Here is a 23,914-nt window from a genome sequence, read left to right as displayed (position 1 = left end):
TGGGCCGCGTACCGTTCGAAACCGAATGATTTTTGACGGACGACGGTCGTGGCGATCACGGAGGATTTCGAGCGTTCCAGCGGCCTTGCCGCGAAGGCCATGGAGCGGATGCTGTCCGACCGGCTGCCGCCCACCCCGGAAAACTTCACGCTCTGGTACGTCTACTTCAGCGGCCGCAACCCTGACCTGACCCGCGCCATCGATCTGGCGCGCCGCGACGGGCTGACCACGTCGCAGACGCTGTGCGACGAACTGTACAAGCGCTTCTTCACGCTCGATGCCGAAGCGCAGGCGATCCGCGAAACCTCCGACAAGGCGCGCTACGCGCTGGGCCGCATTCTGGAGCAGCTGGGCAATGTCGGGTCGGAGACGGAGCGCTACGGCAACGCCCTGACCGGATTCCGGGACGAGCTGGACCAGCCGCTCAGCCTGCCGGAACTGCGGGCCATGGTCGCCGCCATCGCGGCGGAGACCAAGGAGATCGTCGACCGTCAGACCGCGCTGCAGTTCCAGCTTCAGGAATCGAGCCAGCAATTGGCGGAGATGCGGGTCAGCCTGGACAGCGCGCGGCGCGAGGCGCTGACCGACGGGTTGACCGGCATCGGCAACCGCAAGGCCTTCGACCTGATGCTGCAAGAGGCGATGGACGCATCGGTGCGCGACGAGCAGCCGCTGTCGCTGCTGATGGTCGACATCGACCATTTCAAGGCCTTCAACGACACCCACGGGCATCTGGTCGGCGACCATGTGCTGAAGCTGGTCGCCCGCATGCTGACCGAATGCATCAAGGGCCGCGACACCGCCGTCCGCTATGGCGGGGAGGAGTTCGCGATCATCCTGCCGCGCACCAGCCTGGAGAACGCCACCAAGCTGGCGGAGCAAGTGCGGACCTTCGTCGGCGCCCGGCAGATCGTGAACAAGGCGCGCAACGCCAATTACGGCACCGTCGCCCTGTCGGTCGGCGTCGCCGAGTTCCGCGCCGGCGAGCCGGCGATGGCGCTGGTCCGGCGCGCCGATCAGGCCCTCTATGCCGCCAAGCGCGGCGGCCGCAATCGGGTGATGGCCGAGACCGCCTGAACCGACCGCCTGGGTCCCGCATCCCCCCGGACTCAGCCGCCCAGCCGACGCCGCACCGCCTCGGTCCCGTGCAGCAGTTCCGCCACCAGCTCCCCCGCCGTCCGGCGTTGCGCAAGCCGCAGCCCCTGGCCGGCCCACAGCGACAGGAACTCCGCCCGGCCGGCCTTGCCGGCGGCAGTGCGCAGCGGCCGGGTCAGCGCGTTCTGCAGGGGGAAGGGCAGCACCGCGTCGGGCTCTGCCGGGTTCTCCACCGCATCCATGAAGCGGTTGACGATGCCCCGCGCCGGCCGCCCGGAAAAGGCGCGGGTCAGCCGGGTCTGATCCTCGCGTGCCGTGAGGATGGCGGCCTTGTGCGCCTCCGGGATGCCGGCCTCGTCGCTGGTCAGGAAGACGGTGCCCATCTGCACCGCGGCGGCACCCAGTGCCAATGCCGCGGCGATGCCGCGCCCGTCCATGATCCCGCCGGACGCGATTACCGGAACACCGACCGCATCGGCCACCTGCGGAACCAGCGCCATCGTCCCGATCAGATTCGCCGCGGGATCGCCGATGAAGCTGCCACGATGCCCGCCGGCCTCGCTGCCCTGTGCGATCACCGCATCGACACCGGCCTGCTCCAGCGCCACCGCCTCCGCCACCGTGGTCGCGGTGCCCAGCACCCGCATGCCTTGCGCCTTGGCCGCAGCCACGCTGTCGGCCGGCGGCAGCCCGAAGGTGACGCTGTAGTATGCCGCCCCGCTGTCCAGCAGCGCCGCGAACTGCCGGTCGAACCCATCGCCGGCATAAGATGGGGTCTCCGGTGCCGGCAGCCCTAGCTCGGCGTAAGAAGGAGCAACGCGGGCCAATGCATCTGCCATCATCGGCGCGGGATCGGGGGCCGGCGTCGGCGCGAACAGGTTGATGCCGAAGGGCAGGGCGGTGCGGTTGCGGATATCGAGCGTTCGCTCGGCAATCTGCGCGTCGGTCAGATAGGCCGCCCCGACGAAGCCCAGACCGCCGGCCTCGTTGACCGCCGCGACCAGCGCCGCGGTATCGCCACCGCCCGCCATCGGCGCCTGGATCACCGGCGAGCGCAGCCCGAGCCTGTCAAGGGAGTCCATGAAAGAGGGCATGTCCGTCTCCGTCGCTTCGACAACGCAAGCGATGCTACGCCCGGCCGGCCTTCACGACCAATGACTTGTTCTGAAGGCGGCGTTCACTTCGGGTGAAGGCTTGATGCCGTCGCCAGCAAGCCCCTGCCGGTCGAGCATCCATCACTCCCGCTTATCCATGCATGCGAAAATACCATTTCCGTTCATGATGGGCGGCCGTTACTCCTGGATCATTCATCCCAGTCGGCAAGAGGCCGGCGCACCGCCCGAGGGCCTCCATGCCGCAAGCCGAAGCCACCCCCGCCGATGGCGGACTCGTCTCCACCTCAGTCGGCCGGCACGAGTTCGGAAACGTCACGCGGCTGGTCGTCGCGCAGGCGCTTGCCGGGGCCAATGCGGTGGTCGTCTATGCGACCGGCGCCATCGTCGGCAACACGCTGGCGCCCAGCGCGGCTCTGGCAACGCTGCCGATCTCCATCTTCGTGGTCGGGATGGCGGTGTGCACCTTGCCGGCCGGGACCATCGCCCGCCTGTATGGCCGGCGCGCCGCATTTCTTGCCGGAACAGGATGCGGCGTCCTCGTCGGCCTGCTGTCCTGGCTCGCGATCCTGCTCGGCAGCTTCTGGCTGTTCTGCGCGGCGATGATCCCCGGCGGCGCCTATGCTGCGGTGGTGCTCTCCTTCCGCTTCGCCGCCGCCGACTGCACCTCTGCCGAGCGGCGCCCGCGGGCGATGTCCTCCGTCATGGCGGGGGGCGTGGTCGCCGGCATCGTCGGGCCGCAGCTTGTCACCCACACGATGAACCTGTGGCCGCCCTATTTGTTCGCGGCGACCTATGTGGCGCAGGCCGCGGTCGCCGCCCTGTCGGCGCTCGTCCTGCTCGGCGTCCGTCTGCCGAAGCCGACGGCGGCGGAGGTGGCCGGAGGGCGGTCGGCCGGCCAGATCCTGCGCCAGCCCCGCTTCATCACCGCCGTGATCTGCGGGGTGGTGTCCTACCTGCTGATGAACTTCATCATGACGGCGGCCCCGCTGGCGATGCGGCTGTGCGGGCTGTCGCAGGAATCGGCCAACCTCGGCCTGCAGTGGCATGTGATCGCGATGTACGCCCCCAGCTTCTTCACCGGCCGTCTCATCACCCGCTTCGGCGCTCCCCGCCTGGTCGCCGCCGGACTGGCGCTGATCGCCGCATCCGCCGCCGTGGGACTGATGGGGTTGGATGTGGCCCATTTCTGGGTGAGCCTGATCCTGCTGGGGGTGGGCTGGAACTTCGGCTTCCTCGGCGCCTCGGCCCTGGTGTTGGAGTGCCACCGGCCGGAAGAGAAGACGCGGGTGCAATCGCTCAACGACTTCATCGTCTTCGGCACGATGGCCTTCGGCTCTTTCGCCTCCGGCGGATTGCTGACCAGCTACGGGTGGGAATCCGTCCTCTGGATCTCGTTCCTGCCGCTCGCGCTGGCGTGTGCGGCTCTGGTCGTGACGGCTTTTTACCGCAGTGACAGCAAGGCCGCCTGAAAACACTTCGGGCGCGGTCTTTCCCCCGCGCCCGAAGCTTCTCCACAATGACGCCGACCCTCAGATCACGCCCATCAAATGACGTAGGTCAGTTCCTTCTCAGACTTCAGGCTGTTCTTGCCCAAGGTCTCGTCGACATAGTCGAGCAGTTGGGCCAACGCCTCGCTGCGGCCGAGCGAGTCGGTGTCGATCACCAGTTCGGGCTGGTCCGGCGCCTCGTAGGGGGCGGAGATGCCGGTGAACTCGGCGATCTCGCCGGCGCGCGCCTTCTTGTACAGGCCCTTGGGATCGCGTTCCTCGCAAGTGGCGAGGTCGGCGGCGACATACACCTCGTGGAAGCGCTCGCCGCCGATCACCCGCGCCCGCGCCCGGTCGGACTTCAGCGGCGAGATCAGCGAGGCGATCACCACCATTCCGGCGTCGGCGAACAGCTTCGCCGTCTCGGCCACCCGGCGGATGTTCTCCGCCCGGTCATCCGACGAGAAGCCCAACCCGGCGTTCAGCCCGTTGCGGACATTGTCGCCGTCCAGCACGAAGGTCTGCCAGCCGCGGTCGAACAGCGCGCGTTCCAGCGCCATCGCCAGCGTCGACTTGCCGGCGCCCGACAGGCCGGTCAGCCAGACGATGCCGCCTTTGTGACCGTTGGACTGGGCGCGCTCTTCCAGCGAGACGGTGTGCGACACCTCGGTGATGTTGGCCGCCGCGGCGTCCTCGATCTCCACCACGAGGCAGCCGCCGACCACGTCGTTGCCGTCGATCAGGGCACCGCGGCCGGTGCGCGGCAGGGCCGATGCCAGATCGAGCGCGATCGGCGAGCGGGAGCGCAGGACGACCTCGGCCACCTCGTTGCGGCGGACCGCCTTGCCGGGGGTGCTGGACAGATCCTCCACGTCGATGACCGCCGTCACCTGCTCCACCGTCACGCGGTGTTCTGCGGTGGCGATCTTCAGCGTGTAGGTCTTGCCGACCACCAGCGGGTCCGACACCAACCAGAACAGCCGCACGCTCAGCCGGTGGGCCAGCGTCGGGGCGTCGGCCTGATGGTGGGCGATGTGGCCGCGCTCGGCGAAGATGCGTTTGTCCAGCGTGATGCCGATGCTCTGCCCGGCCTGGGCCGACAGCACCGTCTCCGGATGGTTCCACGCCTCGATGCTGACCACCTTGGCGCTGGCGCCGGTGGGCGAGAAATGGAGGGTGTCGCCGACGCGCAGCCGCCCGCTTTCGATGCGGCCGGCCAGGATGCGGCGGTCGTCCGGCTTGTAGACGTCCTGCAGGGGCAGGCGCAGCGGCTGGTCGGGCGAGGTCTGCTGCGGACGGAAGGCGTCCAGCTGCTCGATCACCGTGGGGCCGAGATACCAGTCGGACTGCTCGCTGCGGCTGACGATGTTGTCGCCGTTGCGGGCGGAAACCGGGATCACCGCCTTGGGTTGCAGCCCCAACTCGGCCAGATAGTCCTTGATCTCCTGCGCCACCACTTCATAGCGGCGGCTGGAGAACTCGACCTTGTCCATCTTGTTGACGATGACCGCGACCTGACGCACGCCCAGCAGATGCAGCAGGAAGGCGTGGCGGCGCGACTGTTCCAGCGCGCCTTCGTCGGCGTCGATCACCAGCAGGGCGGCGTCGGCCTGGGAGGCGCCCGTCACCATGTTCTTCAGGAATTCGGTGTGGCCCGGGGCGTCGATGATGACGTAGGGGCGCTGAGCCGTCTTGAAGTGGATCTGCGTGGTGTCGATGGTGATGCCCTGGTCGCGCTCGGCCTGGAGCGCATCCATGACGAAGGCCCATTCGAACGGCATGCCGCGCTTGCGGCTCATCTCGCGGACCTGCTCCACCTTGCCGTCGGGCAGGCTGCCGGTGTCGTTCAGCAGGCGGCCGATCAGCGTGGACTTGCCATGGTCGACATGGCCGACGATGACGATGCGAAGTTGAGAATGCGGCATCTTACATGTACCCCACGCTGCGCAGGCGCTCGAAGCTGTCTTCGGATTCGTTGTCCATCGCGCGGCCGGCGCGCTCCGGAATGCGGGTCACCTGAAGCTCGGCGATGATCTCGTCGATGGTGGATGCGGTGCTGTCGACCGGGAAGGTGATGTTCTTCTCGCCCAGCGAACGGTAACGCTTGCCGTCACGGGCAAAGTACAGCGGAACGATGGGAATCCCCTCGCGCTGGGAATAGCGCCAGATGTCCAGCTCGGTCCAGGCCAGCAGCGGGTGGATGCGGACATGGACGCCTTCCGGGAAGCGGGTCTTGTAATGATCCCAGAACTCCGCCGGCTGGTCCTTGACGTCCCAGTCGCCTTCCAGCGAGCGAGGCGAGAACACGCGCTCCTTGGCGCGGGTCGCCTGCTCGTCGCGGCGGATGCCGACCATCACGCCCTGATAGGCATGGTCGCGCAGCAGGTTCTTCAGACCTTCCGTCTTGCGCGCGGCGGCGCGCGTCAGGGGAGGAAGGGTCTGGTCCATCTCCTCCTCGGGCGGGCACTGCTCCACCTTCAGGTCGAGGCCCCATTCCTTGGTGATGCGGTCGCGGAACTCGTAGACCTCCGGCAGCTCCATGGCGGTGTCGAGCTGCACGACGGGGAAGGGAATGCGGCCGAAGAACGCCTTGCGGCAGAGCCAGAGCAGCGCGTTGCTGTCCTTGCCGATCGACCAGAGCATCGCCAGCTTGTCGATGCGGTTGTAGGCTTCGCGCAGAATATAGATGCTCTGGTTTTCGAGCTGGTCGAGATCGGCGCTCATCGGGCGGTTCCAATCATGGTGGTGTGTATGCCGCATTCGGTCTTGGCGCTGCCGGCCCAGCGGCCGGAACGCGGGTCGGCACCGGGCGCCACTCGCTCGGTGCAGGTGTAGCAGCCGATCGACAGGAACCCGTCGGCCTCCAGCGGGTGGCGCGGCAGGTCGCGCCGGGTGAACTCCTCTTCCAGCCGGTCCTTGTCCCAGTTGGCCAGCGGGTTGACCTTCACGCGCCCATTCTCGGCCTCGAACAGGGGCAGGGCGGCGCGGGTCGTGGACTGGAAACGCTTGCGCCCCGTCACCCAAGCCTCAAGCCCGGCGGTGGCGAGCGCGCGGTCCAGCGGCACCGTCTTGCGCAGGTGGCAGCAGGCGTCGTAATCGCGGTTGAACAGCATGCCGTCCTTGTCCCCGGCAGCGAGGTCGTCGGCGGTCGGGCCGATCTCCCGCACATCCCGGAGGCCGAGCCGCTTCACCAACTGGTCGCGGTAGCGCAGGGTCTCGCCGAACAGCTTGCCGGTATTCACAAACAGAACCGGGAAATCCGGCGTCGCCTCGGCGGCCAGCGCCAGCAGCACCGCGGATTCGGCGCCGAAGGAGGACAGCAGTGCGATGCGCCCGCCGAACACGTCATGCATGGCGGCCAGCAAAGGCGCGCCTTCCAGCGTGCCGTAGCTGTCGGTCAGATGTTTCACCCGTGTCGCGGCGTCCATCGTCAGCTGCCTTTCGCGGTGGCCACATTATCTACTTGACTAGTAGATTTACCGTTCGTGTTTGCACATTAACACCGGCGGAAAACCCGTGCAACGTAAATACATTCTCTACTTGTTTAATAGGCTTGTGCTGCGCTGCAGAGCTTTGTGTGAAATATGTTGATTGTGTCGGCGGGCCTGGGCTAAATACCGCCATGCACATGATCTCCATCATAGGGACTGGTCTCCGCCGCTCCGTGTCGTCCGCTCCGGCGGTGCGGCCATGATTCCGCTGGCGCTCGACCCGTCGCGTGTGGTGATCGCGTTGGCCGGCAACGGCCCGCTCGCTGTTCGCCGCCTGACGCAATTGCGCGAGGGCGGGGCTGACCCAGTAGTCTTTTCACCGGTTCCGGATGGGGAATTGGCCGCGCTCGCCGGCGGCCAACTGGTGCGGGCTTTGCCGGATGCCAAGGATTTGGACACGGTCGGCGTGTTGTACGTCATGGGGCTGGGGCCGGAGACCGAGACGGCACTGGCGGAACTGGCGCGGTCGCGCCGCGTGCTGGTGAATGTCGAGGACGTCATCCCCTTGTGTGATTTCCACTCGCCCTCCGTGGTGCGGCGTGGCGATCTGGTGATGACGGTCTCCACCGGTGGCCGCAGCCCGACGCTTGCCAGCCTGCTGCGCCAGCGGCTGGAGGCGCTGTTCCCGGAGGAGTGGGCGGAGCGGCTGCGAACCATCGCCGACTTCCGCAACCGCCGCCGGGCGGAGGGGGCGTCGATGTCCGAGGTCGCCCAGGAGACCCGCGCGATGATCGACCGGGAACGATGGCTGCCGTGAGAACCTTCCACGCCGCTGCGCCGAATCCACTGCCGGACCATCACCGGTTCGGGTAAGACACCAAACGCGTTAGAGAACGACCAGCCAGGAGAGCCAGATGTCGGCCAAGGATCGATCGAAGGAAGGGTCGATGAAAGCCATCACCGCCAACCGCCTGCGCGACGGGGAAGTCGTGTTCCTGGGCGACGGAGGCGTGTGGGTCGAGTCCTTCGCCGAGGCCGCGCTGTTCCCGCGCGCCGAGGCCGACGGGGTGCTGGCCGCCGCCAAGGAAAAGGCGGAGCGCGAGCAGTTCGGCGTCGACATCTACGCCTTCGAGGTGGTGGAGCAGGACGGCGCCCCGGTCCCGGCGACGATGCGCGAGCGTATCCGCACCGCCGGCCCGACCGTGCGCCTGGATCTGGGCAAGCAGGCCGCCTGATCTACTGGCTGTTTTTTTGATCGCTGGCCGTTCCGGCGGCCCTATAGGGTTTATCGACATGAACCACATCGCGCCCGGTGCCCGTGCCGGCATCTATCATTACGACGAGATCGACCGGCAGTTCGTCGCCGAGCGCGTCGAGCAGTTCCGCAAACAGGTCGACCGCCGCCTGTCCGGCGAACTGACGGAAGAGGAGTTCAAGCCGATCCGGCTGATGAACGGCCTCTACCTTCAGCTTCACGCCTACATGCTGCGCATCGCCGTGCCCTATGGCGTGATGTCCGCCACCCAGCTGCGCAAGTTGTCGGCCATCGGGCGCAGGTACGACCGCGGCTACGGCCATTTCACCACCCGCCAGAACCTGCAATACAACTGGATCAAGCTGGAAGACACCCCGGCGATCCTGCATGAACTGGCCGAGGTGGACATGCACGCGCTGCAGACCAGCGGCAACTGCGTGCGCAACGTCACCACCGACCCCTTCGTCGGCGCCGCCAAGGACGAGGTGGTGGACGGCCGCGTCTATGCCGAGATCCTGCGGCAGTGGACGACGATGCACCCCGAGTTCACCTATCTGCCGCGCAAGTTCAAGATCGCCATTTCCGGCGCCGAGAGCGACCGCGCGGCGGTGCGCATCCACGACGTCGGCCTTCTGGCGCGCCGCAACGACAAGGGCGAGCCCGGCTTCTCCTTCTATGTCGGCGGCGGTCTCGGCCGCTCGCCCTTCGTCGGCAAGCTGGTGCGCGAGTGGGTGGCGCAGGAGGATTTCGTCGCCTACCTGGAAGCCATCCTGCGCGTCTACAACCAGTACGGACGCCGCGACAACATCTACAAGGCGCGCATCAAGATCCTGGTGCACGAGCTGGGGCTGGAGAAGTTCACCCAGGAGGTGGAGGAGGAGTTCGCGCGGCTGCGCGGCCCGAAATACCGTCTGGACCCGGAAATCGTCGAGGGGGTGCGCCAGCATTTCGCCCCGCCGCCCTTCGAGGAGTTGACCGACCATTCCGATGCGCTGGAGCGCGCCAAGGCTGCCGATCCGGCCTTCGCCAACTGGCTGGCGGTGAATGTCGCGGAGCACAAGGCGCCCGGCTATGCCATCGCCACCATCTCGCTGAAGCCGGCCGGCGGCATCCCCGGCGACGCCACCTGCGACCAGATGGACCTCGTCGCCGATCTGGCCGAGCGCTACAGCTTCGGCGAGCTGCGCGTCACCCATGTGCAGAACCTCGTCCTGGCGCATGTGAAGAAGGACGACCTCTACGACCTGTGGAAGCAGCTGGACGCGGCGGAGCTGGGCAGCGCCAATGCCGGGCTGATCGGCGACATCATCGCCTGCCCGGGGCTGGATTACTGCGCGCTGGCCAACGCCCGCTCGATCCCGCTGGCCCAGGCGATCTCGGCCCGCTTCGCCGATCCGCTCCGCCAGCGCACCATCGGCGAACTCGGCATCAAGATCAGCGGCTGCATCAACGCCTGCGGCCATCACCATGTCGGCGCCATTGGCATCCTCGGCGTCGACAAGAAGGGCACCGAATACTACCAGATCACGGTGGGCGGCGACCCGACGCTGACCACGGCCATCGGCGACATCCTCGGCCCGGCGGTGACCGAGACCGAGGCGGTGGACGCCATCGAGGCGATCGTCGACGTCTATCTCGCCAACCGCCAGGGCGAGAGCGAGCGCTTCATCGACACGCTTGCCCGCGTCGGCCATGCCCCGTTCAAGGAGAGAATCTATGCCGCTGATTGAGAATGGGCGCATCGGCGAGGACGCCTGGAGCTTCATCCCCGACGGGGAGCCGGTTCCCAACGACCGCCCAGTCATCATCAGCTTCGAGCGCTGGCAGGCGGAGCGCGACAGCTTCGACGGCCGCAACGCCAAGCTGGGCGTGCGGCTGAAGAGCGGCACGCTGGCAGGGGCCATCGCCGCCGACCTCGACCGCTTCGCACTGGTGGCGGTGGAGTTCGCGAAGTTCCGCGACGGACGCGGCTTCTCCACCGCGCGCGAGCTGCGCGAGCGCTACGGCTACACCGGCGAGATCCGCGCGGTCGGCCATGTCATTCCCGACCAGTATCTCTATCTGGTCCGCACCGGCTTCTCCTCGGTCGAGGCGCCGGAAGGCACCAACCCGGACAGCTGGGCCAACGCGCTGACCGAGGTCTCCATCGCCTTCCAGCCGAGCCTGGACGACACGGCGCCGCTGTCGCTGTTGCGCCGCAAGCTGAAGGTGGGGTAGGGCGCTTACCGCCGGTCTTTCCGGCGGTTCGTCACAATTATGCCAAGGGCGCCCGATCCGACCGGATTCGGCGCCCTTCTTTCGTTTTCAGGACGACAGGGCAGGGGAGGGCCGCGCCGGCGGTATCGGAGAGGATGCAATTTCAAAGATTAAATCTGATGACTGATCTCGTCATATAACCTCAGTTGCGTTACTCCACTATCGGAAGGAGAGTTTCTTCCCGACGTGATGCGCGCGACGGCGTGCCCTCCGTCGCACTCGATGACGGGGAACGAAGCTGATGGCTGCCGAAACACAGACTCCAGACAAAACCATTTATCTCGGCCTCGCGATGTCCGGCGCGATTTCCGCGGGTGCCTATTCCGCCGGCGTGCTCGATTTCCTGGTGGAAGCGCTGGAGGAGTGGGAGGCGGCGAAACGGCGGGACATCGCCAACGGCACCCGGACGGTGCCCCATCACAAGGTCGTCATCGCGACGATGACCGGCGCCTCGGCAGGCGCCATCACCAGTTCCATCGGTTCGCTCTGCGCCGGCATGGGCGCGCGGCCATCGAAGGCCGGCCGGCCGAACGACCCCGCCTACGCCGCGCGTGACGAGGCCGGATCGGCCGGCAAGGTCCCTTGGCACGTCCTGCCGGAACTCTATCAGGCCTGGGTGGACGGCCCGGCCTTCGTGAAGAGCGATACCGACAAGGCCGCGGCAAAGCCGGCGGAGAGCGGGACGCCGACGATCCCCGGGCTGCTGGACAATGCGGATTTGCCTGCCGGCACCAAGCTGGGCGATGTGTACTCGCTTCTCAACGCCCAGCCGCTGATGAACATTGGCCGCAAGGCGCTGGCCGACCTGGAGGTGGCGGCGAGCGCCCCCGAACGTCTGCCGCCGCGCCCCTACATCGCTGAGAATCTGCATGTGCTCCTGACCCAGACCAACACCCGCGGCATCCCCTACAAGATCGAGGTACGGGGCGGCATGGGCGGGTCGGCCTATGGCATGATGAACCATCTCGACCACGCCCATTTCGTCCTGAAGGGACTGGGATGCGCGCGTTTCGTCAGCCCATGGGCGCAGTCGGACGCGGCCTACAGCTACACCGTCGATTCGAACGCCGGCGGCGCCGCGGCGCGGAACGAGGGCTCGCTGTGGTTCGACAGCGAGGACGGGGAGAAGCCGAAGGATTATACGCAGCCCAACAGCAAGCGGCTGGTGAAGAACACGCTCGCGTCCGGGGCGTTTCCGATCGGGCTCTCGGCCCTGGACCTGGTGACTCCGCTTTCACACTACAACCAGCGCGCCTGGCCGATGAGCATCCCTCCCGATCGGTTCAAGGAGATCAAGCCCCAGTGGCCGTGGGGGAACGGCTCCTCCGGCGGCGGAACGGTCCTGCGGCCGCCGGAGAATTACCGCTTCGCGGCGGTGGACGGCGGCGCCATCAACAACGATCCCTTCGACCTCGCCCGTTATGCGCTGATGGAAAATCCCCCCGAACGGGCGCCGAGCGATGTGGCGGAAGTCAACCGCATCGTCGTGATGATCAGCCCCTTCCCCGAGGCCCCGACCATCGACGGCCTCAATCCGGATGGGAGCGCGAACACCCGGCTGACCAAGATCGTCTCGAAGATGATCGGCATGTTCGTCGAACAGAGCCGCTTCCGCCCCGACGTGCTGATGCGCGCCCTGGATAACACCGGGGCCGACCTGTGGCGCATCTCCCCGTCGCGCTTCTTCGGCACGCAGCCCCAGCCCGCTGCCATCGCCTGCGGCCTGTGGGGCGGCTTCGGCGGCTTCCTCGACATCGAGTTCCGGCGCCATGATTACGAGTTGGGCCGCCGCAACTGTCAGCGGTTCCTGCAGTCGTGGTTCGGCCTGCCCGACAACAATCCGCACATCGACGCGGTGGGCGAGCCGATCAGCCGCGTGATGAAGACCGACGAAGCCGGCGAGGAGGTCCGTTACCCCATCATCCCGCTCTGCGGCACGGCGCGCATCGAGGTGACGCCCCGCGACTGGCCGACGGTCACGCCGCAGATCTATCAGGGCTTCGTGGACGCGGCCATGGCGCGCTACGACCGGCTGGTCGATCTCGGATGGAAGCAGCTTCTGGAGTCCCTCAGCACGATCGAAGCCGTCGCCACCCGGTACAATGTCCTCACCTGGGCCGTGTTCAAAAAGGCGCGATCGAGCACGCTGAAGGCCATCCGCAAATCCACCTTTCCCGATCTGGTCCACCGCGACCAGATCCTGCAGGAAGACCTGCGCCGGATTCTGGAATGCTGCATGGACGACAAGCCGTCGCCCTACATCCTGACCATGCGCCTGCTGAAGAGCTTCCCCGACCTGAAAAGCAGCAAGAGGGTCATCTTCGACGTCATGCGCGGTACGGCCTCGCTGCCGACCGACGTCATCGCCGAAAACATCTGTCTTCTGCTGGCCCGGTCGATCGACAAGTGCCCGGTCGAGGTGGATCACGTCACCGCGCTGTTCGCCAAGGATGCTCCGGTCTACCGCTCGGCGGACAGCGTCCTGGACGAGCTGAGGCTGGCCTACGCCGATATCTCGCCGGACGCCAGGGCCGACGACGTGGCGAAACTCATGGAGAAGTTGCAGGGGTACGGCTACATCGCCATCGAACAGTGGACCGGAATCGGCACCGGCGATCCCAAGAAGCCGGGCTGGATCAGGGGGAGCAAGACCACTCCCGCCTACCGCTATGCCTACCGTGACGACGGCGACACGATCGACATCTGATACCGGGACCGCAGTCCGGCGGAGGCCCGCTCACCAGTGGCGGAGCGGGCCGACGTCGACGTGGACGAAGTTGCTGTCGGGGTAATAGCCGACGCCGCCGCCGCGCAGGCTCAGCGCCGCGCGCTGCAGCTGGCGGGTGGACATCTTCGGCACCCGCAGGTCGATGGCCATGCCGCGCATGTGGAAGCTGTTCTGGGCGACGCCGCTGTGGTCGGCCTCGCGCAGCATCGCGTTGGATTCCGGCGAGCGGTAGCCGGACACGATCTCGATCGGTCCCTTGCGGCCGATCTTGCGGCTCAAATTGTGGACCAGATCCAGAAGCTTCGGGTCGATGGGATGGACCGAGTTGTTGCGGTGGTCGCGCAGCAGGTGGTTGATCGCCCGCACGGCATCGCGCACATAGCGGCCCTTCGCCCAGTACTCGGCGCTGACCTTCTCGCCGGTGTGCAGGTTCACCAGGGACAGCATCCGCGGTGGGGCGCGGAGCGCCGCGGCCTCGGCCTCCTCGCTCGCGAACAGGGTTCCCCCGGCGGAGGCGACCGCCGCCAGGCCCAGGCCGGCGCGCAGAAGAGAGCGGCGATCGAGATGACGGCGTTCGGTGGCGTGGCTCTCGCCAGCGCTCGGGCGTGCGGTCGTGGTCGACCGGGCGTCCGCATCCTTCATCATTCTTCCTTCATATCCCGTTTTTCCGCTCCGGGGTGCCGTCTCCGTCCTTCGGAGCCCGTCATCCCGGTTACGGCCAAAGTCACACCCGGGCCAAGGTCAGGGCGTGCTGCGGTGCGTTAGTCCGAAAGGTGGGACACTTTTAGGATGTCTGTGGCCTTTGCTGTCAAGAAACCATTGCTTAACCGTTGCCGGTTTTCGGCCGAGTCCAGGGTTTCCGCCGAACAGCGGGCAGGCCGACCCGGATGCTGAGTCGAAGCTGTTCGCGACTCGTTCGCAGCCGGTTCGATTACAGAACCGTAACGTGCGCGACTCGGGAGCTTCACCATAGAATGACCCTGTCGGACCGGAAGGAAGGGCTCGGCCGTCCGTATGGCCAAGCTTCTGTATTTCATAGCGGACCCTCGTCCGGTGCCGCTCCGCCCGGCCGGATGCCATAGCGCCGCACTCCCGAACCGCATCCTCCGAAAGAGTGAGCGCAAAAGGGGATTCATTCAGCCTTCGGTAAGGAATGAATCGCATGATTGTCGCGATGTAACCAATTTCACGGCGTCAACTTGCCCGTGCCCACCGCCTCCGCCCCTACCGCTTCCACCGTGTCCTTCTTTCGGCCTGATCAACTGGCCGAGGTGCTGGACCGGCACGCCCGCTGGATCAAGGGCCAGCCGGGCGGTGCCCGCGCCAACCTCGCCATGGCCGACCTGGAGGGTGTGGACCTGTCGCAGCGCGACCTGCGCGGCGCCCGTCTGGTCGGCGCGCGGCTGGCGCGCGGCCGGCTGAACGGCACCAATCTGGCCGGCGCCGACCTGTTCGGCGTCGATCTGCGCGATGCCGACATCAGCCGCGCCAACCTGATGCAGACCGATCTGCGCGGCGCCCGCCTGCGTGCGGCCGATTTCTCCAACGCCAACCTGAAGGGGGCGGACCTGCGCGCCGGCACGCTGGAGCCGGGCGGCAGCGCAAGGCGCGGAACCGGCCCCGATGCGCCCAGCGGCCAGGACGCCGAAAGCGCCCGCCAACTCCACAAGGCGGCGCTCGCCCGCCTGCAGAACGGCACGACGGCGGAGGGTGGGATCCCCACCGACCTGACCGGTGCGGTGCTGCGCGGCGCCAACCTGTCCGATGCCGACCTGACCGGCGCCGTGCTGCAGAACGCCGACCTGTCGGGGGCGGTCCTGACCGGCGCGGATTTGACCGGTGCGCGGCTGAACGGCGCCAACCTGTCGGGGGCGTCGCTCGACGGCACCCGCTTCGACAAGGCCGACATGGTCGGCACCCGCATGGCCGACTGCGACCTGTCCTCCACCCGGATCGCCACCGCGCAGATGACCCGGCCGATCGACAGCATGGGGTCGGAGATTCAGCGCGCCATCTTCGACCATGAACGCTGGATCGACAGCGTCGGCCAGCGCGGCCAGCGTGCCGACCTGGACGGCGCCGACCTCAGCCGCGCCGACCTGCGCAACGTCAATCTCAGCGCCGCATCCCTGCGCGGGGCGAACCTGTCGGCGGCGGCGCTGACCGGCGCCCGGCTGATGATGACGGATCTGTCCGGCGCCAATCTGGAGGGCGCCAACCTGATGGGCGCCGATCTGTCCGGCGCCAACCTCAGCTATGCCGTGCTCACCAACGCCGACCTGACGCGGGTGCGGCTGGGGCCGGCGGCGATCAAGGACCCGTCGGGGCGCCCGACCGGCCGCTCCTGGGCCGCCAACCTGATGGGGGCCGACATGCGCGGTGCCCTGCTGGTCGGAACCTGTCTGGTCCAGGCCAACCTGTCCGACGCCAATCTCGACAGCGCCGACCTGGACGGCGCCGACCTTGCCGGCGCCAAGCTGCAGCGCGCCATGCTTCCGGGCCGTCCGCCCCGGCGGGGGTAGGACCCTTCGGGGCCGAACGCCCGTCCTCCCTCACGGCAACCGGTCCCCCTCGCGGCAGCCGGCCCATCACGGCAGTCGTATCGTCACCGTGGTTCCGACGCCGGGGGTGCTGTCCAGGGTCAGCGTGCCGCCATGGGCCTCGATGAAGCGGCGGGCCAACGGCAGGCCCAGTCCGGTGCCCGCCTCGGCCTTGGTCAGATAGTTGTGGACCTGCCGGAAGGGCTCCATCGCGATCAGCAACTCGTCGGCCGTCATGCCGACGCCGGTGTCGGCAATGACGATGACCGCCCCCCTGCCGTCCGGCCCGGCGGCGGACTCCACCCGCACGGCACCGCCGGCGGGGGTGAACTTGATCGCGTTCGACAGCACGTTCAGCACCGCCTGCCGCATGCGGACCCCATCCGCCGTGACCTGCACGGCCCGGTCGATGCGGTCGCCGGTCAGCGTCACGCCCTTGCGCAGGGCCAGCGCCTCCACCAGCCCCATGCAGTCGTCCAGCAGCTCGCCCAGCGGCACGCAGGCCGGGAACAGCTCCAGCCGCCCGGCCTCGATCTTCGCCATGTCCAGCAGTTCGTTGACGAGGTCCAGCAGGTGCCGGCCGGACTGGTGGATCGCTGACATGTACTCGACATGCTTCGGCGGAGCCGGGCCGAAGATGCCGGACATCAGCGCCTCGGCGAAGCCGATGATGGCGTTCAGCGGCGTGCGCAGCTCGTGGCTCATGTTGGCCAGGAACTCGCTCTTGGCCCGGTTGGCGGCCTCGGCATGCTCCTTCTCGGATTCCAGCCGGCGGCGCTGTTCGATCAGGACGGCCTCGCGGGCGCGGCGCACCTCCTCCTCGGCGCTGCGGCGGCGGCGGTAGGCGCGGGACACCAGCAGGGCCAGCCCCAGCGTCGCGGCACAGGCCGCGGCAGCGCCGCCGATCACCGTCATGCGCAGGGCGTTCCGCCTCTGCTGCACGATTGCCGACGGCACGCCCAGCACCACCGACCATCCGGTCTCGGCGGAACGGTGGATGACGGCATGGACATCGATGCCGTCCTTCGTCTTACCCGCGAACATGCCGTTGCTGCCGATCCTGACACGCTCTTCAAGACTGGCATGGACGCGCTGGCCCAGATAGGTCGCGGCATCGCGCGACCGGGCGGCGATCAGCATGGTCGGATCGATGACCGTGACCGTCCATTCGGGCGGGGTGTTGCGGGTCTGCAGCGCGCTGCCCAGCCCTTCCAGCCCCAGGGCGAGCGACAGGACATAACGCACCCGGTCGCCCTCGACCGCCGGGTCGTATTGCAGCACCGGCGCGCGCAGGATCAGCGACGGCCGCCCCGGCGGTCCGCCCGGCGGCAGCACGCCGCCGATCGCCGCGCGGCGGCTTTCGATCACATGGCGGGTGATGTCGTCCAGCCGCGGCGGCGGCAACGGCTGGACGCCCAGCGGGTAATGGGTGTGGAAGGCGAAGCGCCCGGTGTCGGCGTCGATCAGTCCCATCGCCAGCCAGCCGGCCTGGCTGTGGGCGGCGGCGGTGGCTTCGTCGTACAGCGCGCGCAGATCGCCGGCACTGGGCTGCACCAGGGCGGACAGCAGTTCCAGCGGGCGCAGCTGGCTCGCCAGTTCACGGTCGACCGCCAGCGACAGCGACTGCGCCGCCGACTGCAGTTCGCCCTCCATCTTCCCGCGCTCGCGGGCGTCGAGCTGCCAGACCAGCACGGCGCCGAACAGGAGCAGGGGCGTGGTCACAGCCACGCCGATGGCGAGCAGGGAACCGGGCAATCGCAGGCGCAACCGTCGACGCTCCACTGCTAAGGCACCACCGGAGTGGCAAGGAATGGTCGGGGACGTGGCAGGCGGGGCAGGCCGGGGTTGCCCCCGGTCAAATCCCCAGTCACCCCCCAAATCACGCGGCACCGGTCAGCAGCCGGGTCAGCTCCACCGCCGTCTTCACCCGCATCTTCTCGAACACGTGGCTGCGATGGACTTCCACCGTACGCATGCTGATGCCCAGCTCGTCGGCGATGACCTTGTTCAGGCGGCCGGCGACGACCAGCTCCATCACCTGCCGTTCGCGCTGGGTCAGGGTGGCCAGCCGTGCCGCCAGCCCGGCCTGTCCCGCCTCGCGCTCGCGCTGTTCGGCGTCGAAGGCCAGGGCGTCGATCACCCGGTCGACCAGTTCGTTGTCGTTGAAGGGTTTTTCCACGAAGTCGCGGGCTCCCTTCTTCAGCGCGCTGACGGCGATCGGGACATCGCCATGGCCGGTCAGGAAGATCACCGGCATCCGGCATCCCTTGGACAGCAGCCGGTCGAACAGCTCCAGCCCGCTCATCCCCTCCATGCGGATATCCAGCAGAAGGCAGCCGGCCATGTCCGGCCTCCACGCCTCCAGGAAGGCTTCCGCGGCGGGCCAGCCGACCACCGGCACGTTGCGCGACTGGAACAGCCAGCCGAGCGCATCGCGGATCGCCTCGTCATCGTCGACGATGTGGAGCGTGGTCATTCTGCGGCCTCTGCGCTTTGGTCTGAAACTCGGCCCGAGGGTTGGGCGTGCACCGGCAGGGTGAACAGGAAGCGTGTCCCGGCGGAGTTGCCGTCCGGGGCATCCTCCTCCTCCGCCACCGGTTCGAACCACAGCCGACCGCGGTGGTGTTCGACGATGGAGCGGCAGATGTTCAGGCCCATCCCCATACCTTCGCGCTTAGTTGTGAAGAAAGGGGAAAACAGGCGCTCCGCCACATCGGGCGCCACACCGCATCCGCGGTCGCGGATCTCCGTCAGCAGCACGCCGTCCCCGGCTTCGTCCCCCCCTCCCTCCCGGCGGACGGTGACGGTCAGGCGGCGGTCGTCGCGCGGGGTGCGGGCCATCGCCTCGATCCCGTTGCGCATCAGGTTCAGCACCACCTGCTGCAGCAGGATGCGGTCGCCGGTGACCGGCGGCAGGTCGGCCGGGGCGTCCAGTTCCACCCGCACGCCCAGCCGTGCGGCGTCGGCGCCGGTCAGCCCGACGCAATCCTCCAGCACGCGGGCGAGGGAGCAGGGGGCGACGTTGGGGTCGCGCTTGCGCACGAAGTCGTGGATTCGCCGCACCACCTGCCCGGCGCGCTTGGCCTGCGCGGCCAGCTTCTCCAGCGCCGCGGCGACCTCGTCGGTGTCGAACCGGCCGGAGCGCAGGCGGTTCAGGCAGCCGGTGCAATAGCTGGCGATGGCCGACAGCGGCTGGTTCAGCTCATGCGCCAGGGTGGAGGCCATCTCGCCCATCGTGATCAGGCGGGAGGTCTGCTGCAGCCGCTCCTGCTGCTGGCGGGCCAGCTCTTCCGCATGCTTGCGTTCGGTGATGTCGAGGACGGAGCCCATCCAGCCGGTCTGGCGCCCATTGGCGTCGATCAGCGGCGCCTCGTAGATCAGCGCGTCGAACCGCTCGCCGCTGGCGCGCTGGAACCGCATCTCCAGCCCGGTTTCCGGCGCGCGGCCGGCCAGCACGTCCTGCAGCGCGGCCTCCGCCCGGTCGATCTCCTCCGGCAGCCAATAGGGCATCGGCGGGCCGCGCCCGACCAGATCCTCGGCTTCCAGCCCGACCATCCGGCAGAAGGCCGGGTTGACGTAGGTGATGCGCCCTTCCAGGTCGCGGGCGCGCATGCCCACGGTCAGGCTGTCCTCCATCGCCTTGCGGAAGGCATGCTCCTCGCGCAGCGCCTCTTCGGCGCGCAGGCGGCCGGCGATGTGGCGGCGCAGCGACCACAGGCTCCACAGCGCCGATCCGGTCAGCGCGAAGATCGCCGCCACCAGGACGGTGCGGGTGACGTTGGACTCGCTGGGGTAGGCGGTGGCGACCAGAGCCAGCCCGTGGCCGGGCGGATCGAAGGGGATGACGTGGCTCCTGGCCGGGTCGGGAGACGGACCAGTCATGGAACCGGGCACCACCATGCGCGATTTCGCCCCCAGAACGGTGCCTGTGACGTCGATCACCTCCAGCTGGTAGCGCTGGGCGAACCACCAGGGGACATGGTGGGTCAGCATCGCCTCGAACGAGAAGACGCCGACCAGCGCACCGACGAAGACGCCGTCGCGGAACAGCGGAAAGGCGACGTCGAACCCGCGGTCGGTGACGTCGATCCGGTAGGGCGCGCCATAGGCCCTGAGCCCGGAGGACCTCGCGATGCGCATCGCGTCGTGGCGGGTCAGGCTGTCGCTGGGCGGGCCGTCCGCGCCCGGCATGCCGTCCTGGGGCAGCGGCGGCTCCGCCAGCATGGTGCGCCCCTGGGGGTCGAGCCAGAGCACCCGTTCGATCGCCGGGTTGGTGTTCACCACCAGCCGGGCCATTGCGGCGAACTGCCGCAGGTCCACCTCCGCCCGGCCCAGCGTCTCCGCCAGCCTTTCCAGCTTGTCCTCGTCGGATGCCAGCTGGAAATGCAGGTTCTGTTCCACCCACAGCGCGTCCTTGATCAGGGCCAGCGCCTCCTCGTCCCGCTCGTTGCGCTGCAGAAGCCACAGGAAGGCGCCCAGCAGGACGACGACCAGCGCCATCGCCACCAGCGGCATGGCATGCGGCACCGCCCACCCGGATCGGGAAGCGGGCAGGGCGGCGGAGCCGGGAGTGCGGTTGGGCTGCGGCATGACGATCGACACGAAAGTGTGGAGGCGGAGGACGATGGGACCGGACGAAAGTGGGATAGGCCGACTCTGCGGATATCCACAATAGCCGCAATTCGTCAGATCATGAACAATGCGCAACAAGTTCAAGGCGGGACATTCCGCCCTACGGATAATCGACACCAGAGGGGAACGCACCTATGAAACTCGTGAAGCTTCTGTGCGCGGCGGCGGTCGGCTGCATGATGTCGGCGCCGATGGCCTTGTCCACGGCCTGGGCCCAGGACCAGATCGTGATCAAGTTCAGCCACGTCGTCGCTCCGGAGACGCCGAAGGGCAAGGGTGCCGAGAAGTTCAAGGAACTTGCCGAGAAGATGACCAGCGGCAAGGTCAAGGTCGAGGTCTATCCTAACAGCCAGCTCTACAAGGACAAGGAAGAGCTTGAGGCTCTGCAGCTGGGCGCGGTGCAGATGCTGGCCCCGTCGCTGGCCAAGTTCGGTCCGCTGGGGGCCAAGGAATTCGAGGTCTTCGACCTGCCCTACATCTTCCCGAACAAGGACGTTCTGCGCCGCGTGACCGAGGGTCCGATCGGCAAGCAGCTGTTCCAGAAGCTGGAAACCAAGGGCATCATCGGCTTGGCCTATTGGGACAACGGCTTCAAGATCATGAGCGCCAACAAGCCGGTCATCAAGCCGGAGGACGTGAAGGGTCTGAAGATGCGCATCCAGTCGTCCAAGGTGCTGGATGCCCAGATGCGGGCGCTGGGCGCCCTGCCGCAGGTGATGGCCTTCTCCGAAGTGTACCAGGCGCTGCAGACCGGCGTCGTCGACGGCACGGAAAACCCGCCGTCCAACATGTACACCCAGAAGATGCACGAGGTGCAGAAGAACGCCACGCTGACCGAACACGGCTATCTCGGCTATGCGGTCATCGTGAACAAGAAGTTCTGGGAAGGCCTGCCCGCCGACGTCCGCACCGGCCTGGAAGGCGCGATGAAGGAGGCGACCGCTTACGCCAACGACATCGCCCAGAACGAGAACGACGTCTCGCTGGCCCAGATGAAGGCGTCGGGCAAGACCGCCTTCCACACCCAGACCAAGGAAGAGCGCGAAGCCTGGATCAAGGCCCTGAAGCCGGTCCACAAGGATGCCGAATCCCGCGTCGGCAAGGACCTGATCGAAGCGATCTACAAGGAAGCCGCCGCCGCCGGCTTCAAGATGTGATGTGAGTCGTCAGACGGAATTCCCTCTCCCCCGCTCACGCGCAAGCTCCGTTTGCGCTGACGCGACAGGCGGACCGTAGGTCCGCCGAAAGCGGGGAGAGGGTCAGGGTGAGGGGGTAGCACAGGCAAGGCCTGTGCCAGGGGATTGCCAAGGGGCAGCATGCCCCTTGGCGGCGCGCTCTTGCGCGCCGGCCCCCTCACCCTCCCCACCGCTGCGCGGCGGGTCCCCTCCCCCCGGGGGAGAGAGGGCCAGTCACTGCCGACAGACGTGTCGATGCCTCGTCTCCCGGAACGGGAGCGTGAAGACACAGCGTACCCGACACCATCTCCGCCGACCGGGAGATCCCCCAGACATGCTTATGAAAATACTCGACCGCCTTGAGGAGACGTTGATCGCCTCCCTCATGGCGGCGGCGACGCTCGTCATCTTCGTGGCGGTCATGCACCGCTATCTGTCCGGCGTCGCCGTCATCCAGGATTACGTCATCCACTGGAACCTCGCCTGGGCCCAGGAAGTCTGCATCTACATGTTCGTGTGGATGGCCAAGTTCGGCGCCGCCTATGGCGTGCGCACCGGCATCCATGTGGGCGTGGACGTGGTGATCAACCGGCTGCGGCCGGACATCCGCGGCCGCTTCGTCGTCTTCGGCCTGCTGGCCGGCGCCCTGTTCACCGGCGTCGTCGGCGCGCTCGGCGCCAATTTTGTCTACCACATCGCCGAGACCGAACAGGTGTCGGCCGACATGGAACTGCCGATGTGGCTGGTCTATCTGGCCATTCCCCTCGGTTCCTTCCTGATGTGCTTCCGCTTCCTTCAGGTCGCCTGGACCTTCATCCGGACCGGCGAACTGCCCCACCACGATCATGCCCAGGTCGACGGCATCGACCCGGTCGAAGCCGCCAACGAGGGAGGCCCGGCGTGAACGCGCTCATCATCTTCGGGCTGCTGATTGCCCTCATGCTCACCGGCATGCCGATCTCCATCTCGCTCGGCCTGACGGTTCTGTCCTTCCTGTTCCTGATGACCGACGTGCCGGTCGCCGCGGTGGCGCTGAAGCTGTTCACGGGCATTGAGAAGTTCGAGATCATGGCGATCCCGTTCTTCATCCTGGCCGGCAACTTCCTGACCCACGGCGGCGTCGCCCGGCGCATGATCAACTTCGCCACCTCGATGGTCGGGCACTGGCATGGCGGGCTCGGCATGGCCGGCGTGCTGGCCTGCGCCCTGTTCGCCGCGGTGTCGGGCTCCAGCCCGGCGACGGTGGTCGCCATCGGCTCCATCATCCTGCCGGCCATGGTGGCCCAGGGCTTCCCGCGGAACTTCGGCGCCGGCGTCGTCACCACCTCGGGCGCGCTCGGCATCCTGATCCCGCCATCGATCGTGATGGTGATGTACTGCGTCGCCACCACCGGCCATCCGCAGGCGCCCTCCATCGGCCAGATGTTCCTGGCCGGCGTGGTGCCGGGCCTGATGCTGGCGGCTTTCCTCGGCTTCACCACCTGGTACCGCGCCCGCAAGTTCGGCTATCCCCGCCTGCCCAAGGCGTCGGCCCGGCAGCGCTGGCTGGCGTTCCGGGAGAGCTTCTGGGGCCTGTTGCTGATCGTCGTCGTGATGGGCGGCATCTACACCGGCATCTTCACCCCGACCGAGGCGGCGGCGATGGCGGCGGTCTATGCCTTCATCGTGGCGGTGTTCATCTACCGCGACATGCCGCTCACCCGCGTGCCGAAGGTGCTGCTGGACAGCGCCAGCATGTCGGCGATGCTCCTCTACATCATCACCAACGCGGTCCTCTTCTCCTTCGTCATGACGTCGGAGCAGATCCCGCAGAGCATGGCCGCCTGGATCCAGGGCCAGAACCTGAGTGTCTGGGTCTTCCTGCTGGTCGTGAACATCGTGCTGCTGATGGCCGGCAACTTCATGGAGCCGTCGTCCATCGTCCTGATCATGGCGCCGATCCTGTTCCCGGTGGCGATGTCGCTGGGCATCGACCCGGTGCATTTCGGCATCCTGATCATCGTGAACATGGAGGTCGGCATGTGCCACCCGCCGGTGGGCCTGAACCTCTACGTCGCGTCGGGCATCACCAAGATGGGCATCACGGAGCTGACGGTCGCGGTCTGGCCGTGGCTGCTGACGATGCTGATCTTCCTCGGCCTCGTCACCTATGTGCCGGCGATCTCGCTGTGGTTCCCGCGCCTGATCGGCGTGATGTAAA

The 23,914-nt window shown here is 67.5% G+C and carries 19 protein-coding genes; 11 read left to right on the top strand and 8 right to left on the bottom strand.

Translation table 11 applies throughout. The annotated features are described in order from the left end of the window. Nucleotides 1–48 precede the first annotated feature (48 nt). On the top strand, nt 49–1,077 hold the full coding sequence (locus J2Y49_RS09795; RefSeq protein WP_310114481.1) for a GGDEF domain-containing protein: 1,029 nt from the start codon (nt 49–51) through the stop codon (nt 1,075–1,077). A 32-nt stretch (nt 1,078–1,109) separates the two neighbouring features. Here the strand turns inward: J2Y49_RS09795 and J2Y49_RS09790 are convergent, their stop codons facing one another. Next, nucleotides 1,110–2,177, bottom strand: coding sequence for a nitronate monooxygenase (locus J2Y49_RS09790; protein ID WP_310114480.1), 1,068 nt, complete (start codon nt 2,175–2,177; stop codon nt 1,110–1,112). 269 nt (nt 2,178–2,446) lie between these two features. On the opposite strand from J2Y49_RS09790, the gene J2Y49_RS09785 reads away from it, so the two are divergent. Beyond that, nucleotides 2,447–3,679: an MFS transporter gene (locus J2Y49_RS09785; protein WP_310114478.1), complete on the top strand. Its 1,233-nt coding sequence runs from the start codon at nt 2,447–2,449 to the stop codon at nt 3,677–3,679. A gap of 74 nt (nt 3,680–3,753) precedes the next feature. Here J2Y49_RS09785 and cysC read toward each other — a convergent pair whose 3' ends face one another. From cysC to J2Y49_RS09770, 3 genes are read right to left on the bottom strand one after another with little or no spacing between them, the layout of a single operon-like run. Continuing rightward, nucleotides 3,754–5,622 carry an adenylyl-sulfate kinase gene (gene cysC / locus J2Y49_RS09780; protein WP_310114475.1) on the bottom strand — a complete coding sequence of 623 codons (1,869 nt, stop codon included), beginning with the start codon at nt 5,620–5,622 and terminating at the stop codon, nt 3,754–3,756. Nucleotide 5,623: 1 nt separating this feature from the next. After that, nucleotides 5,624–6,421 (bottom strand): sulfate adenylyltransferase subunit CysD, encoded by a 798-nt coding sequence (cysD, locus tag J2Y49_RS09775; protein WP_310114473.1) that lies wholly within the window; start codon nt 6,419–6,421, stop codon nt 5,624–5,626. Beyond that, complete coding sequence (locus tag J2Y49_RS09770) at nt 6,418–7,125, bottom strand: phosphoadenylyl-sulfate reductase (RefSeq protein WP_310114471.1); 708 nt, start codon at nt 7,123–7,125, stop codon at nt 6,418–6,420. Before J2Y49_RS09770 ends, cysD begins: the two co-directional genes overlap by 4 nt. Nucleotides 7,126–7,387: 262 nt before the next feature. On the opposite strand from J2Y49_RS09770, the gene J2Y49_RS09765 reads away from it, so the two are divergent. The 5 genes from J2Y49_RS09765 (at nt 7,388) to J2Y49_RS09745 (ending at nt 13,346) form a co-directional block, all read left to right on the top strand. Further along, the gene (locus J2Y49_RS09765) at nt 7,388–7,945 is read left to right on the top strand and encodes an NAD(P)-dependent oxidoreductase (protein ID WP_310114469.1); all 558 of its coding nucleotides are present in this window, start codon (nt 7,388–7,390) and stop codon (nt 7,943–7,945) included. Nucleotides 7,946–8,075: 130 nt separating this feature from the next. After that, entirely contained in the window at nt 8,076–8,363 is a 288-nt protein-coding gene (locus J2Y49_RS09760) for a DUF2849 domain-containing protein (RefSeq protein WP_310114467.1), read from the top strand. Nucleotides 8,364–8,421: 58 nt separating this feature from the next. Continuing rightward, complete coding sequence (locus J2Y49_RS09755; protein ID WP_310114465.1) at nt 8,422–10,113, top strand: nitrite/sulfite reductase; 1,692 nt, start codon at nt 8,422–8,424, stop codon at nt 10,111–10,113. Continuing rightward, the gene (locus J2Y49_RS09750; RefSeq protein WP_310114463.1) at nt 10,100–10,600 is read left to right on the top strand and encodes a DUF934 domain-containing protein; all 501 of its coding nucleotides are present in this window, start codon (nt 10,100–10,102) and stop codon (nt 10,598–10,600) included. Before J2Y49_RS09755 ends, J2Y49_RS09750 begins: the two co-directional genes overlap by 14 nt. A gap of 280 nt (nt 10,601–10,880) precedes the next feature. Beyond that, entirely contained in the window at nt 10,881–13,346 is a 2,466-nt protein-coding gene (locus J2Y49_RS09745; protein ID WP_310114460.1) for a hypothetical protein, read from the top strand. A 30-nt stretch (nt 13,347–13,376) separates the two neighbouring features. On the opposite strand, the gene J2Y49_RS09740 is transcribed toward J2Y49_RS09745, so the two are convergent. Beyond that, nucleotides 13,377–14,009 carry a DUF882 domain-containing protein gene (locus J2Y49_RS09740; protein WP_310114458.1) on the bottom strand — a complete coding sequence of 211 codons (633 nt, stop codon included), beginning with the start codon at nt 14,007–14,009 and terminating at the stop codon, nt 13,377–13,379. 563 nt (nt 14,010–14,572) lie between these two features. Here J2Y49_RS09740 and J2Y49_RS09735 point away from each other — a divergent pair. Further along, the gene (locus J2Y49_RS09735; RefSeq protein WP_310114982.1) at nt 14,573–15,889 is read left to right on the top strand and encodes a pentapeptide repeat-containing protein; all 1,317 of its coding nucleotides are present in this window, start codon (nt 14,573–14,575) and stop codon (nt 15,887–15,889) included. A gap of 66 nt (nt 15,890–15,955) precedes the next feature. Here J2Y49_RS09735 and J2Y49_RS09730 read toward each other — a convergent pair whose 3' ends face one another. The 3 genes from J2Y49_RS09730 to J2Y49_RS09720 all read right to left on the bottom strand — a co-directional run bounded on the left by J2Y49_RS09730 (nt 15,956) and on the right by J2Y49_RS09720 (nt 20,497). Then, the gene (locus J2Y49_RS09730) at nt 15,956–17,662 is read right to left on the bottom strand and encodes an ATP-binding protein (protein ID WP_310114454.1); all 1,707 of its coding nucleotides are present in this window, start codon (nt 17,660–17,662) and stop codon (nt 15,956–15,958) included. A 124-nt stretch (nt 17,663–17,786) separates the two neighbouring features. Beyond that, complete coding sequence (locus J2Y49_RS09725) at nt 17,787–18,383, bottom strand: response regulator (RefSeq protein WP_310114452.1); 597 nt, start codon at nt 18,381–18,383, stop codon at nt 17,787–17,789. After that, nucleotides 18,380–20,497: a PAS domain S-box protein gene (locus J2Y49_RS09720; protein ID WP_310114450.1), complete on the bottom strand. Its 2,118-nt coding sequence runs from the start codon at nt 20,495–20,497 to the stop codon at nt 18,380–18,382. The genes J2Y49_RS09725 and J2Y49_RS09720 overlap by 4 nt, the downstream gene beginning before the upstream one ends. A gap of 176 nt (nt 20,498–20,673) precedes the next feature. On the opposite strand from J2Y49_RS09720, the gene J2Y49_RS09715 reads away from it, so the two are divergent. The 3 genes from J2Y49_RS09715 (at nt 20,674) to J2Y49_RS09705 (ending at nt 23,913) form a co-directional block, all read left to right on the top strand. Further along, nucleotides 20,674–21,696 (top strand): TRAP transporter substrate-binding protein, encoded by a 1,023-nt coding sequence (locus tag J2Y49_RS09715; protein WP_310114448.1) that lies wholly within the window; start codon nt 20,674–20,676, stop codon nt 21,694–21,696. Nucleotides 21,697–22,048: 352 nt separating this feature from the next. Then, entirely contained in the window at nt 22,049–22,618 is a 570-nt protein-coding gene (locus J2Y49_RS09710) for a TRAP transporter small permease (protein ID WP_310114446.1), read from the top strand. Continuing rightward, the gene (locus J2Y49_RS09705) at nt 22,615–23,913 is read left to right on the top strand and encodes a TRAP transporter large permease subunit (RefSeq protein ID WP_310114444.1); all 1,299 of its coding nucleotides are present in this window, start codon (nt 22,615–22,617) and stop codon (nt 23,911–23,913) included. Before J2Y49_RS09710 ends, J2Y49_RS09705 begins: the two co-directional genes overlap by 4 nt. Nucleotide 23,914: the final 1 nt, after the last annotated feature.

Origin of the sequence: Azospirillum sp. BE72, from assembly GCF_031455875.1 — a bacterium.
Taxonomy (GTDB): Bacteria; Pseudomonadota; Alphaproteobacteria; order Azospirillales; family Azospirillaceae; genus Azospirillum.
The sequence above is the reverse complement of the archived record's forward strand: the minus strand, read 5'-3'. Positions and strand labels throughout refer to the sequence as shown.